Origin of the sequence: Pseudomonas sp. FSL R10-2964, assembly GCF_009600035.1 — a bacterium.
Taxonomy (GTDB): domain Bacteria; phylum Pseudomonadota; class Gammaproteobacteria; order Pseudomonadales; family Pseudomonadaceae; genus Aquipseudomonas; species Aquipseudomonas bubulae.
This window is the reverse complement of the sequence record NZ_WIWH01000014.1, coordinates 1-13,520: the sequence shown is the minus strand read 5'-3', so window position 1 is coordinate 13,520 and position 13,520 is coordinate 1. Positions and strand designations below refer to the sequence as shown.

11 protein-coding genes and 1 pseudogene are annotated in these 13,520 nt (G+C 57.8%); 7 read left to right on the top strand and 5 right to left on the bottom strand.

Annotated features, from left to right (window positions below; all coding sequences use genetic code 11):
* The first annotated feature begins 155 nt into the window (after positions 1 to 155).
* A complete protein-coding gene (gene ampC / locus GHN92_RS09700; RefSeq protein ID WP_133144907.1) occupies positions 156 to 1,310 on the top strand; it encodes a class C beta-lactamase in 1,155 nt (384 codons plus the stop codon).
* Here the strand turns inward: ampC and GHN92_RS09695 are convergent.
* Both GHN92_RS09695 and GHN92_RS09690 read right to left on the bottom strand, forming a co-directional pair.
* Positions 1,307 to 1,957: a bifunctional 2-polyprenyl-6-hydroxyphenol methylase/3-demethylubiquinol 3-O-methyltransferase UbiG gene (locus tag GHN92_RS09695; protein ID WP_095019348.1), complete on the bottom strand. Its 651-nt coding sequence runs from the start codon at positions 1,955 to 1,957 to the stop codon at positions 1,307 to 1,309. The two genes, ampC and GHN92_RS09695, sit on opposite strands and share 4 nt — an antisense overlap.
* A gap of 93 nt (positions 1,958 to 2,050) precedes the next feature.
* The gene (locus GHN92_RS09690; protein ID WP_133144906.1) at positions 2,051 to 3,430 is read right to left on the bottom strand and encodes a glutamine synthetase family protein; all 1,380 of its coding nucleotides are present in this window, start codon (positions 3,428 to 3,430) and stop codon (positions 2,051 to 2,053) included.
* 348 nt (positions 3,431 to 3,778) lie between these two features.
* Between GHN92_RS09690 and poxB the strand changes: the two genes are divergently transcribed.
* The 4 genes from poxB (at position 3,779) to GHN92_RS09670 (ending at position 7,677) form a co-directional block, all read left to right on the top strand.
* Positions 3,779 to 5,500, top strand: a complete 1,722-nt coding sequence (poxB, locus tag GHN92_RS09685; protein WP_095025137.1) for a ubiquinone-dependent pyruvate dehydrogenase — start codon at positions 3,779 to 3,781, stop codon at positions 5,498 to 5,500.
* A gap of 227 nt (positions 5,501 to 5,727) precedes the next feature.
* Positions 5,728 to 5,970, top strand: coding sequence for a ParD-like family protein (locus GHN92_RS09680; RefSeq protein ID WP_016780087.1), 243 nt, complete (start codon positions 5,728 to 5,730; stop codon positions 5,968 to 5,970).
* Positions 5,967 to 6,758, top strand: a complete 792-nt coding sequence (gene map, locus GHN92_RS09675; protein ID WP_095025138.1) for a type I methionyl aminopeptidase — start codon at positions 5,967 to 5,969, stop codon at positions 6,756 to 6,758. The genes GHN92_RS09680 and map overlap by 4 nt, the downstream gene beginning before the upstream one ends.
* A 25-nt stretch (positions 6,759 to 6,783) precedes the next feature.
* Positions 6,784 to 7,677: a LysR family transcriptional regulator gene (locus GHN92_RS09670; protein WP_133144905.1), complete on the top strand. Its 894-nt coding sequence runs from the start codon at positions 6,784 to 6,786 to the stop codon at positions 7,675 to 7,677.
* Between the two features lie 65 nt (positions 7,678 to 7,742).
* On the opposite strand, the pseudogene GHN92_RS09665 reads toward GHN92_RS09670, so the two are convergent.
* Both GHN92_RS09665 and GHN92_RS09660 read right to left on the bottom strand, forming a co-directional pair.
* Positions 7,743 to 8,231: pseudogene (locus GHN92_RS09665) on the bottom strand (cupin domain-containing protein); the annotation flags it as partial.
* A 15-nt stretch (positions 8,232 to 8,246) separates the two neighbouring features.
* Positions 8,247 to 9,296, bottom strand: a complete 1,050-nt coding sequence (locus GHN92_RS09660; protein WP_133144904.1) for an alpha/beta hydrolase — start codon at positions 9,294 to 9,296, stop codon at positions 8,247 to 8,249.
* Between the two features lie 329 nt (positions 9,297 to 9,625).
* Between GHN92_RS09660 and GHN92_RS09655 the strand changes: the two genes are divergently transcribed.
* Positions 9,626 to 11,200 (top strand): diguanylate cyclase, encoded by a 1,575-nt coding sequence (locus GHN92_RS09655; protein WP_133144903.1) that lies wholly within the window; start codon positions 9,626 to 9,628, stop codon positions 11,198 to 11,200.
* A gap of 513 nt (positions 11,201 to 11,713) precedes the next feature.
* On the opposite strand, the gene GHN92_RS09650 is transcribed toward GHN92_RS09655, so the two are convergent.
* The gene (locus tag GHN92_RS09650; protein WP_153379973.1) at positions 11,714 to 12,607 is read right to left on the bottom strand and encodes a lipid II-degrading bacteriocin; all 894 of its coding nucleotides are present in this window, start codon (positions 12,605 to 12,607) and stop codon (positions 11,714 to 11,716) included.
* A gap of 651 nt (positions 12,608 to 13,258) precedes the next feature.
* Here GHN92_RS09650 and GHN92_RS24435 point away from each other — a divergent pair.
* Entirely contained in the window at positions 13,259 to 13,459 is a 201-nt protein-coding gene (locus tag GHN92_RS24435) for a DUF6538 domain-containing protein (protein ID WP_372239738.1), read from the top strand.
* The last annotated feature ends 61 nt before the right edge of the window (positions 13,460 to 13,520 follow it).

Genomic DNA, 13,520 nt, shown 5'->3' with positions numbered 1-13,520 from the left:
TTCCATATAAAACCCGCATCCCTAGAGTGATTTCCTCTATAAATTGCCTTGCTCAACGCCATTGAAGATTTGTTACAACACATTATGTGACAAGCCAGTCGGGCCACTGTGAGCGGGCACGAGTAGATTTGCGCACTAAAAACCGAGGATACCCCATGAAAATGACCTGCAAACTGTCAGCACTGACACTTTCGCTGATAGGCCTTTGCTCTTTTGCCAGTAGTGCACTGGCAAAGGGTTCTGACCTGGATACAGTGGTGCAAAACGGCGCCAGGCACGTAATGCAAGAATACGCCGTGCCCGGCCTGGTCATCGCCGTGAGCGCTAACGGCAAGCAACACTTTTACAGCTTCGGTGTCGCGTCCAAGGCCAGTAAAGAGCCAGTGACCCCCGACACACTGTTCGAGGTTGGCTCGGTCAGCAAACTGTTTACCGCCACCCTGGCCACTTATGCCCAGGCCCAGGGCAAACTTTCACTGAGCGATACCGTCGGTAAACACGAGCCGGAACTTGAAGGCACGCCCTTTGGCAAGGTAACCCTGGCCCATCTGGCCACCCATACTGCAGGCGGCTTCCCTTTGCAGCTGCCGGACAGCGTGCAGGACGAGCGCCAGTTGATGGATTACCTCAAACGCTGGAAACCCGCCTACCCGATGGGCACCCAGCGCAGCTACGCCAATCCAAGCATCGGCATGCTCGGCGTGATTGCCGCCAAAAGCCTGAACCTGCCGTTCACCCAGGCAATGGAGCAACAACTGTTCCCGGCACTGGGGCTGCACAACACCTACTACACCGTGCCCGCCAGCAAAATGACGTTGTATGCCCAGGGCTACGACAAGCAGGATGCACCGGTCAGGCTTAACTCCGGCGTGCTCGGCAATGAAGCCTATGGCGTGAAAACCAGCGCCCGCGACCTGATCCACTTTACCGAGCTCAACCTGGGCCAGGGCGAAACCAGCCCGCAGATTCGCAAGGCTCTGGCTGACACGCACATCGGTTATTTCCGCGTGGGCCCCATGACGCAGGATCTGATCTGGGAACAGTACCCTTACCCTGTCGAGCTCAAATCGCTGTTGGAAGGCAACTCGAACAACATGGCCTATGAAAACAATGACGCCATCGCCCTGAATCCGCCTCTGGCCCCACAACAGGCGGTATGGGTCAACAAGACCGGCTCAACCGGCGGCTTTGGTGCCTACGCAGTGTTTGTGCCTGCCAAGCAAAAATCGATCTTCATTCTGGCCAACAAGAACTACCCCAACGACGCACGGGTCAAGTTGGCATACGAGGTGCTCAAGGCCCTGGACTAAATGTCCTTGCGCAAGATGTAGATGCTGCCCATGCCACAACCGGGCAGCACTTCGTACTGTTTGAGGATACTGAAGCCTGCCCGCTCAAATTGACCTTCAATTTCGTCCTTGTTCACCACGATACGGAGCGGATCACAGCCCTGCTCCGCCGCACGACCAAGGGGCACAGAAAGGATCAGGCCGTCACGACTGACCCTGTGCAGCTCGCGCAAAATGGCCTGGCGATGATCGCTGTCGCGCACATGGTGGAACAACTGCATGCAAAAAATGCAGTCCACGGCGTTTTCCGAAATATCGATGGAAAACACCGAGCTTTGAAACAGTTTGATGCGCGCCAGCAGGCCGGCGGGATGGTGGGTTTGTGCGTGATCGAGCATGGCCTGCGACGAGTCGCAGGCCAGGATCACCCGATTGCCATGCTCGGCCAAAATCGGCCAGAAACGCCCGGCTCCGCAAGCCAGATCCAGGATCAGTCCAGGCTCGCCCGCAACCTTGAGCGCCCGGCGCACCAGGCGCCGCTCGCGCCACAACACGAACCTGCGGGCAAGCCCTTGGGGCTGTACTTGCAGGCAAACCTTCGCATGCTCGCGGTCAAACTGCTCGGCGAGCTCATGCTCTATAGGGGTGGAAGGTGGCTGCGATGACATGGGCCCGCGAACTCTTGTGTTTGATGATGATCAACGCAGAGATTATCGGGGCACCAGTGAAAAAATTGTCACAAAACCATGAAAACAGGCGGGTCACGCCTGCTGCAAATACCAGCGCCAGTCCTGCTCGCCCACTTCGCCCATGAATTGACGGTATTCCGCGTTTTTCACGGCCAGGTAGACCTTGAGAAACTCCGGACCGAAGGCTTCTTTTGCCCACTCCGAAGCCTGCAACGCCCGCAAGGTGGTCAGCCAGTCGGTCGGCAACCGCTCGCTGGCCTGGGCATAGCCATTGCCTTCGACCGGCGCACCCGGGTCGAGTTGCTCGCGAATGCCACGATGGATTCCTGCCAGAATAGCTGCCGCGGCCAGGTACGGATTGGCATCGGCACCACATATGCGGTGTTCGATATGCCGTGAAAACGCCGGACCACCGGGCACCCGCAGGCTCACCGTACGGTTGTCCACGCCCCAGGTAGCGGCCAGCGGCGCATAACTGTTGCTCTGGAATCGGCGGTAGGAGTTGGCATTGGGGCAAAACATCAACAGTGAATCGAGCAAAGTGCTGAGCATTCCGCCCACCGCCTGCCTGAGTAACGGCGTACCGTCCGGTGCCTCGCTGGCAAACAGGTTGTTGCCGTCCTTGTCGGCCAGGCTCACATGCATGTGCATGCCGGTACCGGCCAGATCATCGAAAGGCTTGGCCATAAAGCAGGCAACCATCCCGTGCTTGTGCGCCACGCCTTTGACCAGGCGCTTGTAGCGCACCGCTTCGTCCATTGCCTGCAGCGCGTCACTGCGATGCTCCAGGGTAATTTCCACCTGCCCCGGCGCATATTCGGAAATCGCCGTGCGTGCAGGTATCCCCTGGAGCTTGCAAGCGCTGTACAAATCGGCCAGAAACGGCTCGATCTGCTCCAGCTCGCGCAAACCGTAAACCTGGGTCGCCCGCGGGCGCTGGCCATCAGCATCACGGGCCGGTTGCGGGCGACCGTTGCTGTCGCGCTGCTGATCGAGCAGATAAAACTCCAGCTCCGCCGCCATCACCGGGTAATAGCCATCGGCCTTGAGGCCATCGATAACCTTGGCCAGCAAGTGCCGGGGGTCGGCCACTGTGGCGGGCATGCCCTGTTGGGGATGCATGCTGACCTGCACTGCCGCCGTGGGAATAAGGCGCCACGGCATGGGCTGCAAACTGCCGCTGACGGGATAGGCACGGCAGTCGATATCGCCCACATCCCACACCAGGCCGGTGTTTTCCACATCATCGCCGTTAATGCTCAAGCCCAGAATCGTGCTCGGCAGCGGCCGACCGCTCTCGTAGACCGCCAGCAACTCGTCGCGGTGCAGCAACTTGCCGCGAGGCACGCCGTTATTGTCGATGATGAACAGTTCGAACATCTCGATGTGGGGATGTAATTCCAGAAAATCCAGGGCTTGTTGCAGCGGGGCAAACGCGGTTGCAGCACTCATGGCAATTCTCATCGGTTCGTATCAGACAGGCGCCGGGGCGCACATATTCAGGATTTGACGGCACGATGAAGATCCGGCGGGCGGGCATGACGGCAGTGAAACAGGGCCCAGAAGGCCTGCCAGGGGCACTGAATGCTGCTCATACCTGCAACCGTTGCCAAAAAGGGAACCCAGCCTCACACGCCCGGGTGGGTTGTTTAAATGCAGGGATTTATACCTTTGGTTACATCGGCGCTAAACAATCAAGCCTCTGTGGGAGCGGGCTCTGTGAACGTTTCAATCCCCGGCAAGGTCGCATGCAGTGTCTATCCTGCTTGATCCACCCTACTGCTTCGAGGAGCCCGCACCATGACCAGAACGGTTGCCGATTTCATCACCGAAACCCTGCTGCAAGCCGGCGTAAAGCGTGTATTTGGCGTGGTGGGTGATTCCCTCAATGGCTTTACCGACGCCTTGCGTCGCCAGGAGCAGATTGAGTGGATCCATATGCGCAACGAGGAGTCCGCCGCATTCGCCGCCGGGGCCGAAGCCCATTTGACCGGCGAGCTGGCGGTTTGCGCCGGCAGCTGTGGCCCCGGCAACCTGCACTTGATCAATGGCCTGTTCGACGCCCATCGCAGCGGAGTACCGGTGCTGGCACTGGCCGCTCACATCCCCGGCAGCGAAATCGGTATCGACTATTTTCAGGCCACCCACCCCGAAAGCCTGTTCAAGGAATGCAGCCACTACGTTGAACTGGTGTCCCGCCCAGAGCAGCTGCCGCAGATTTTGCATCGGGCCATGCGCACAGCCATCGCCAAACGCGGAGTGGCGGTGGTAGTGATTCCGGGGGATGTGGCGCTGCAAGCGACCGAGGCCAAGGTGGCGCAATGGCTCAAGCCTGCCCAGCCGCTGGTCTGTCCCGCCCCGCCCGATATCGACCGGCTGGCGTCGTTTCTCAATGACGGCAAGAAAGTCACACTGCTGTGCGGCGCAGGCTGCGCTGGTGCCCATAGCGAAATCCTGGCCCTGGCCGAGCGGTTGAACGCGCCCATCGTGCATGCCCTGCGCGGCAAGGAACATGTCGAATACGACAACCCCTATGACGTCGGCATGACCGGCCTGATCGGCTTCGCCTCGGGTTACAAGGCGATGATGAACTGCGACACCCTGCTGATGCTGGGCACCAACTTTCCTTATCGCCAGTTCTATCCCGAGCACAGTTATATCGCACAGATCGACCTGCGCCCCGAAGCCCTGGGCAATCGCTGCCCGCTGCAACTGGGGCTGCTCGGTGATGTGAAGCTGACACTTGAGGCAGTATTGCCCAAGGTGATGCAAAACCCCGACCGCGACCACCTCGACCAGGCGCTGGACGATTACAAAAAAGCCCGGGAAGACCTCGACGCCCTGGCGGAAAGTGGCCCTGGCAGCTCTATCATCCACCCCCAGTACCTCAACCGGCTGGTCAGTGAGCTGGCGGCAGAGGATGCGATTTTCACCTGCGACGTTGGCACCCCCACTGCGTGGGCAGCCCGCTATTTGAAAATGAACGGCAAACGGCGCCTGATCGGCTCGTTCAACCACGGCTCCATGGCCAATGCCATGCTGCAGGCCATCGGCGCACAGGCGACATACCCGGATCGCCAGGTTATCTCAATGTCCGGCGACGGTGGTTTCACCATGATGATGGGTGACTTCCTCACCCTCAGCCAGGTGGGCTTGCCGGTCAAGGTCATCGTGCTCAACAACGGCACCCTGGGTTTTGTCGAAATGGAAATGAAGGCAGCGGGCTTCCCGGATGTGGGTTGCGACCTGAAAAATCCGGACTTTGCGGCAATGGCCCAGGCCATGGGGGTTAAAGGGATTCGCGTGGAGCATCCATCCGAACTGGAAGCGGCGCTGCGCGAAGCCTTCGCCCATGACGGCCCGGTGCTGGTGGATGTGGTCAGCGCCCGTCAGGAGCTGGTCATGCCGCCGACCAAGACGTTCGAACAGGCCAAGGGCTTCAGCCTGTTTATGCTCAAGACCGTGATGGACGGCCGCGCCCGGGAGCTGATCGACCTGGCCAAAGTCAACTTGTGGCGCTGATTAACTCTCCAATAACCGCAGTACTTTGTGGGAGCGGGCTTGCTCGCGATGAAATTGACGCGGTTTACCTGACAGACCGCGCCGCATGCATCGCGAGCAAGCCCGCTCCCACAGGGAGACCTTGACCGGAAACAGAGTTTCTACACGATTGAAAACCGCTACAGCTTGCGATCACGAGCAGCTCTCGCCTAATATACGTTCCATATACATTTCATATTGGAACGCTGATGGGCATCGTCAAGATATCCGAGCAGATGCACGAAAACCTGCGGGTCGCCAGCAACGCGCTGAGCCGCTCGATCAATGCACAAGCCGAGCACTGGATGCGGATCGGCATGCTGTCCGAACTGCACCCCAACCTTGATCACAACCAGATCTGCCGCCTGCTGGTGCGGGCCGAGCAGGCTGGCGGCCTGGACTTGAATGTGGCACTGCAAGACACCCCCCTCGCAACCGGAGCACATTCATGAAGGCCAGCGTCGTTATCAACACCCCGGCGCAAATCGCCCAGTCCAAGGTCGCGGGCAAGCTGGCCGCCGAAGTGCTGGCCATGATCGCCGAGCACGTCAAGGCCGGGGTCACCACCGACCAGCTCGACCGGATCTGCCACGATTACATCGTCAACGTGCAAAAGGCCATCCCCGGCAACGTGGGCTATCACGGTTTCCCCAAAACCGTATGTGCTTCGGTCAATGAAGTGGTATGTCACGGCATCCCGTCCAACCGCGTGCTGCGCGACGGCGATATCGTCAATATCGATATCGCCGTGGTCAAGGATGGCTGGTTCGGCGATACCAGCCGCATGTACTTTGTCGGCGAGCCAAGCCCCGCAGCCCGGCATCTGGTGAAAACTACCTACGAAGCCATGTGTGCCGGGATCCGCATGGTCCGCCCGGGCGCAACCCTGGGCGATATCGGCCACGCCATCCAGACCCTGGCCGAGAAAGAAGGCTTCAGTGTGGTACGCGAGTATTGCGGCCACGGCATCGGCAAGGTCTATCACGACGAACCGCAGGTGCTGCACTACGGTTATCCGGGCCAGGGCATGAAGCTCAAGACCGGCATGATTTTCACCATCGAACCGATGCTTAACGCTGGCAAGCGCCATGTGAAGACGCTGCCTGACCACTGGACTGTCGTGACCAGGGATGGCTCGCTGTCGGCCCAGTGGGAGCATATGGTGGCCGTGACTGACGACGGCTTTGAGGTGCTGAGCCCGTGGCCGGACACCCTGGCCGAGTACCCCGCCATCGTTTGACGGGCCACTGCACAGGGACGGCGATATGACGGTTGAAAGCTACGACCAACTGGCGATCTTCGCGGTAGTTGCCCAGGAGCGCAGCTTTACCCGCGCCGCCGCCCGCCTGGGCATGTCGCAACCGGCCCTGAGCCGGGCCATGCGCCAGCTCGAGGAACGCCTGGGGGTGCGCCTGCTGGCGCGCACTACCCGCAGCGTTGCCCCGACCCAGGCGGGCGAGCACCTGCTGCAGGTGATCGCCCCACGCTTCGACGAGATCAACAGCGAGCTGGCGCTGCTCAGCAAGTTCCGTGACCGGCCAGCGGGCAAATTGCGCATCACCGCAGGGGAGCATGCGGCGATTGCGGTGCTGCAGCCGGTGCTGGCGCGGCTGCTGCCCGACCACCCGGACTTGAGCATCGAGATTATCGTCGACTACGGCCTGACCGATATCGTCGCCGAGGGCTTCGATGCTGGCGTGCGCCTGGGCGAACAGGTGGCCAAGGACATGATTGCCATGCGCATCGGGCCCGATATGCGCATGGCGGTGATCGGCTCCCCCGCTTACTTCAGCCACTACCCCAAGCCGGTGATCCCGGCCGATCTCATGGCGCACAACTGCATCACCCTGCGCATGCCTACCCACGGCGGCCTGTTTATGTGGGAATTCGAAAAATACGGCCAGGCACTCAACGTGCGGATCGAAGGCCAACTGGTGTTCAACAACATTGCCATGCGCCTGGAATCAGTCCTGCAGGGGCTGGGCCTGGCCTATATGCCGGAAGACGTGGTACGGCCCTATATCGAGCAGGGCCGCCTGATCCGTGTGCTGGAGGACTGGTGCGAACCCTACTCCGGCTACCACCTCTACTACCCGAGCCGACGCCAGTCCTCCCCGGCCTTCACCCTGCTGCGCGAAGCCTTGCGTTACCCAGGCTGAGGAGGTGCCAGCTCACGGCTTTGCCCGTCCACCCCGCAGCCAGCATGGCAGGGCTCTGAAACTTAACGGCTCTGGTATTGCTCATCCGTCACTTTCTCCATCCAGGTCACGCTCTTACCGTCCACGCTGCCGGTGACGGCCAGATGAGTCATGGCACCGTCCGCTGCGGCGCCGTGCCAGTGTTTGACGCCCGGTGGGCAAACCACCACATCGCCGGGGTGGATTTGCTGCACCGGCTTGCCCCACTCCTGGGTCAGTCCCACGCCGGACACCACCACCAGCCGCTGCCCGGCCGGGTGAGTGTGCCAGGCGGAGCGGGAGCCCGGCGCAAAGGTGACGTAGGCACCCGAAGCGTTGATTTCCTCGCTGGCGGCAAACAGCGGATCGACCCGTACCTGCCCGGTAAAGTAGTCCTCGGGACCCGCTGTCGAGGCCTGGTCGGCGCTGCGGGTGATCTGCTGCGCCCGGGCCTTGTCGTCAACGGCTGACGATCCGGCGGCACCCGCCAGGGGGGCCGCAACACACATGGCAAGTGTCCACAGTGTCCGCTTCATGCAAACCTCCCGGAATCAGAGTGTTCTGGCATAGAAATCAGCCAGCTGGTTAATGGCAGTGTCCACATATTCAGGCACCCAGTAGGTCTGGATATGGGTCGCACCATCGATCTTGAACAGTGTCTTGTCCTGGGTGCCCGTGGCCCTGGCGAACGCCTGCTCGGTCATATACAGGGTGTCGGCCTTGCTGCCGGCAATCATCAGCAACGGTTTGTTGAGCAATTCGAGCTGGTTGGTGGCGTCGAAGCTCATCAGGTCCAGCAGGCTGCTGAAGGTGTATTTGAAGGTCGAGTTGGGGTGGGCGTGGGTTTTGCCGTAATACTCGAAACCTTCGCGATACAGATCAAAGGGCAGCTTGGCGATCTGCTCGTCGGTGAGTTTGACATCGCCGGTGTAGATTACTTCGCCACCTGCCGCTTCCTGGGCACGGGCAGCGGTGGCCTGCTGCAGACGCTCCTGGAGGGTGTCCAGTTGCGAATCCATAAAGCCATTACGGCGTACCAGCCCTGAATTGAACATGCTCACAGTGGCAATCGACTGGAAGCGCTTGTCGCTCTGCCCGGCTTTCAAGGCATAGCCACCGCCGCCGCAGATACCCAGCAAGCCCAGACGTTGGGGGTCAACACCGGGGTAACTGGCAATAAAATCGGCCATGCCGTGGATGTCTTCAACACGGTTGGCAGGCTTGTCCACGTTGCGCGGCTGACCGCCGCTGGCGCCCTGGTAGGCGGCGTCGGCGGTGATGGTGATATAGCCCCTGTCCGCCAGGCGCTGGGCATACAGGCCCGCCACCTGTTCCTTGACCCCGCCGTTGGGGTGCGCGACGACAATGGCGGGGTATTTCTTGCCCGCATCGTAATTGGCGGGGGTGTACACATTGGCGGCGATGTCCAGGCCATTGAGCTTGTAGGTGACCGGGTGGATATTGACTTTGCCTGGCTCGTTGCGAGTGATCGCACCCGCGTAGGTCAGGGTGAACGGGTTGGTCTTGTAGTCCCCCGCCTCCGCGGCGGACATGCCGACCATTGCGGCCATAAACGTGGCTTTAAGCACCGTAAACGTCACAGGAATCTCCCTTTCAAGTTAAAACTTCTGTAGGAAACGGCCACCAGAGGTGTGCGCGTATTCAATACAGAAGTAACTTAGCGCGTAGGAATTCATTGATAAACGCGGCTTTATTGATAGCACTTATACCAATGACGCATAAATCCACCGACTGGTGATTGGCACCCGCCGTCGGCCGCAAGCGGGCGATAGCCGCAGCTCAGCAATTATTCTTGTTTACGGGTGTGACAGAGCGCGCACCCCTACCTACTCTGCTAGTGACCTGCGCACCGCCAGGTTCTGGAGTCCAAACCTCTATTCAAGTTTTTTTGCGCTTATCGAACATGCCCATGACCGACAGCTTTAAACCATCACGCCCATTGCCCGTAAACCTGCGCGGCCTGATCCTCTGCATTGTTCTGGCGTCAGTCCTGGCGACCCTGTGCAACAGCCTTGTGGTGGCCTATCGCGTACAACGCGACGCCCTGATCCATTCGACCCTGGAGTCCAATGCTGCCTATGCGGCAAAAGTTGCCTCCAGCATTGGTGAGTTCTTGCGCGCAGCCCACAACAACCTGAACTACAGCGCCAAAATCCTCGGCAAGCACTGGGACGATCCCCAGGTGCTGCATGAAGAAGCCTTGAGGCTGGAGGCACAGGATCAGTATTTCAACTCCGTCGAAATCCTCGATGCCAACGGCAAGGTCCTGGCCTCGAATCCGCCGCAGGCGCAGATTGTCGGCTCCAACGTTCCGGCCAGCGGTATCAGGCAAGCACTCCAAGAGCGCCGGGCACTGGTCAGCTCGACCTATGTATCCCGCCAGGGCAACTTGATCGTATTCGTATCAGAACCTGTTTTCAGCAAGGCCGGTGTGTTTCTCGGCGCCGTGGTCGGGTCTATTTACCTGCTTGATCAAAGTGCCTTGCACACCGTCATCAGCAGTCACTTTCATCACGAAGGCACTTTTGCGTTTGTGGCCGACAGCAATCGTCGACTGCTCTACCACCCCAATCCTGCGCGTATCTCTGAAGTGCTTGGTGAAAACCTTGCGGTTGATGCGGCCCTGGGCGGCGAACGCGGTTCGATGGAAATAAGGAATTCCGAAGGCGTCGAAATGCTGGCAGGTTACAGCCAGGTCCCGGACTCAAATTGGGCGGTAGTGGTGCAACAACCCAGGGAGCATAGTCAGGCGACCTTGCGCCGGCTTATGCACGACATGATCACGGGCATGATTCCGGCCGGGCTTCTGGGGATGGTACTGGTATTCGTCGGCACAACGCTGATCGCCCGGCCCCTGCGCCTGCTGTCTGCCGCGGCGCAACAGCTGTCCGCGCCGCAGACTACGGAGTTGCTGCAACGTATCAACGCCTGGTACCACGATGCTTCGGCCATCCGCCAGGCCATGCTGGCGGGCGTGCAACTGCTGCAGCAAAAGCTTGGCCGCCTCAGCCACGAGGCGCAAAGTGACCCTCTCACCGGCCTGGCCAATCGCCGGGCCATGGAAGAGTTACTGAGCGTGCTGGAGCAGACCCAGCAGCCCTACACGGTACTGGCGCTGGATATTGATCATTTCAAGCGGGTCAATGACACATTCGGGCACGACGCTGGCGACGTTGCACTCAAGCAGGTGGCCGAAATCCTCAAGCAGAACTCACGGGCAAACGACCTGGCATGTCGCAGCGGTGGGGAGGAATTTTCGCTGCTGCTACCGGATACCACGCAAGAAACGGCCAGAGCCATCGCCGAACGCATACGCCAAAGCATCGCAGACGCTCGCATACCGCAAGTCGGCAACCTGACAATCTCCATAGGTGTTGCCAGCAAGGCCGGCGCGCCAATGACACCGCAGCAAGTACTAAAACTGGCCGACGAACGCCTTTACCGTGCCAAGGAAAGCGGGCGCAACCGGGTGGTGTCTGCCTGAGGGGAAATGGGCACCGCATTTATCGACGCCCACGAAAACCCCTCAAATATTAAATAATTTCAGCTAGTTAATTAACCATCCGTGCCGCACTCACCTGCGGCACACCTGCCCTTCTCTGAAATCCAGCAACACACCAGTGCCGGCTGCCCGTTTAGTTTTTTATCTTTATACCGAGTGAACATATACAAATACGAGAGCAAAAATCAGAGACGCTCTGAAAGTTCAACACGCCCATCGCAACTTAAGATAGCAAGCATTTTTTTTCCGTTAGAGACAAAAGGTACTGCCCACCAATTATTATGGCTGTCATATGTCGCACTACCGTCCGCAGAATAGTCCACAACTCCATTTGCCCCTGGATTACGCTGTAAATGGCTTCGAATAGAATGTTCAAAAAAAACACGATCTGCTTTGGAACAGGAAACGTCAGAATCTCCATTACACCCTTGCAGAACTAACCCCATCATCGCAACTGCAGCGCCTACCATTGCGCTAACCCCTGATCTAGCCATTTTATTTGCTCCCTTTCAATATGAGAGGTTGCGAACCCAAAACCACGGTTGTGAAATCGACGTGCCCAATCTGATCGCCGATAGAGCGGAGGATTGTGGTAAGCGCTTCTTGAACTGGGGGGCGATGGCTAGGATCTGCATCGAATACATCTGGATTGAGGGTGTAAGAACCGGTGAATACATAGGTTCCATTTGCAGCAATAGTTAGTACTCCCGATACATTCCCGCTGACCCTGCCTAAAAGCAAACCTGCAAACGAGGTCAAGTAGCCCGGTCCAAATGTATTATAAGTGAACGGAGAGTTAATTTGGTAGGTGCCAGGACCATTGGCAGCTACCGCGTCCCTGACTGGTGGGATATCACGCGTCACCATCTGCAAATTAAGAGAGCCAATATTCACATAACGAGTTTTGCCCTTCCCATACAGCCAATAGTAAAGTCCAGCCATAAACATAAGAGGTGTACCGAAGAAGTCAGGCTGCGAACTGTGGTCTACCGTAGCCGTGTTGTGGGCCCAAGTTGCGCCCGCGTAAACTATCTCAGTACGCTCCTGCGCTGTAATAGCTACTGATTCTTGTGCCCCCCGACTCGCACGATCGTTGAGTAAGTTTTTCTGAATTGCAGCTTGCATCGTCAGCTGTGCTTTCAGCTGCTTACTGTCCAACCCATTCAAACCAATTAATGATGCATTCATGGCCCCTTCAATATCTAAGACATTAGCAGCAGTGAAAACATTCACCCCGTTAGCAATCAGCTTTTGGATAAAACCGCCTGAAATAAATTGTTCATTTGGTTTTAAAGGAGGCCTCGGGGAGAAATTAACCGAGGTGGAATACCCTGTGCTGGTTGGTTGAGCACCAACAAAGGTTGCACCAAGCTGAAGTACTTCCGACATTTCCCCCCCCCTGCAAACGATAATGATTCCGATTAGAATTCACGCAGGAGACACTATACACTTCGCCACATAGCCGCAATTAAATACTGCAACTTTATACAACCGACCCTAATGGAACGGCCAACACACCTTACGAACTCCAGATTTAAGGGCGATGTTGCCCGGCTTTTTTTACGCGGACGCGACTGTCCTTAAATGCGCCAACGAAGTTCTTATCCCAAGTCATTCAGGGTCACAGCAGAGGGAACGGCGGGTATTGATCCGCCTTGTTGATGCCATTGAGTGATGGTGCTGGATTCGGCGATTTCGAGAAGGGAGAGTCAGCTCAATATGACGTAGTGGTTCGAAAAGTCTTTTATCACACGGATTCTCCGCCACCTGATTCCCAAGTTGATTGGAAAGAGCCAACTGGAAAAAATTCGGGATGGTTAGAGTCGTCAAATGCCAGATACGAAAAAGCCCCGCAGACCTTGATCTGCGGGGCTCTTCAAATAATGGCGGAGAGATAGGGACTTTCCGAATCATACTCTGCAGCCCTTTAAAACCAACGATTACAGGCACTATAAGCAATTTTGCTACAAATTTTTGCTACAAATTATAGAAAAACTCAGCTACCTTTTCGGCATCAAAACCCAAGGCTCAGGGGCGAAAATGGCAAGCGACAACCTAGTTCTACGGTCAGGAAATTGGCACGTCCGCCTAAGCATCCCGAAGGACGTTAGGCACATCCTAAACCGAACCGAGTTCACCGAGTCACTGAAGACCGGGAGCAAGCCAGAAGCTCAGGTGAAAAAATTAGCGTTCCTACAAATCTGGAAGCAGTCGATAGCGAACGCTAGGCTCTGTACGTAAAGTATTGTCGCAAGCACCGCATAGCGCAGGCCAATGAGACCATCGCCGCAAAACTTGTTGC

Bases quoted from the DNA above. Each gene is read 5' to 3' on its own strand.
- ampC (WP_133144907.1), top strand. From the start codon at position 156: ATGAAAATGACCTGCAAACTGTCAGCACTGACACTTTCGCTGATAGGC.
- GHN92_RS09695 (WP_095019348.1), bottom strand. From the start codon at position 1,957: ATGTCATCGCAGCCACCTTCCACCCCTATAGAGCATGAGCTCGCCGAG.
- GHN92_RS09690 (WP_133144906.1), bottom strand. From the start codon at position 3,430: ATGAGTGCTGCAACCGCGTTTGCCCCGCTGCAACAAGCCCTGGATTTT.
- poxB (WP_095025137.1), top strand. From the start codon at position 3,779: ATGACCAGAACGGTTGCCGATTTCATCACCGAAACCCTGCTGCAAGCC.
- GHN92_RS09680 (WP_016780087.1), top strand. From the start codon at position 5,728: ATGGGCATCGTCAAGATATCCGAGCAGATGCACGAAAACCTGCGGGTC.
- map (WP_095025138.1), top strand. From the start codon at position 5,967: ATGAAGGCCAGCGTCGTTATCAACACCCCGGCGCAAATCGCCCAGTCC.
- GHN92_RS09670 (WP_133144905.1), top strand. From the start codon at position 6,784: ATGACGGTTGAAAGCTACGACCAACTGGCGATCTTCGCGGTAGTTGCC.
- GHN92_RS09655 (WP_133144903.1), top strand. From the start codon at position 9,626: ATGACCGACAGCTTTAAACCATCACGCCCATTGCCCGTAAACCTGCGC.
- GHN92_RS09650 (WP_153379973.1), bottom strand. From the start codon at position 12,607: ATGTCGGAAGTACTTCAGCTTGGTGCAACCTTTGTTGGTGCTCAACCA.
- GHN92_RS24435 (WP_372239738.1), top strand. From the start codon at position 13,259: ATGGCAAGCGACAACCTAGTTCTACGGTCAGGAAATTGGCACGTCCGC.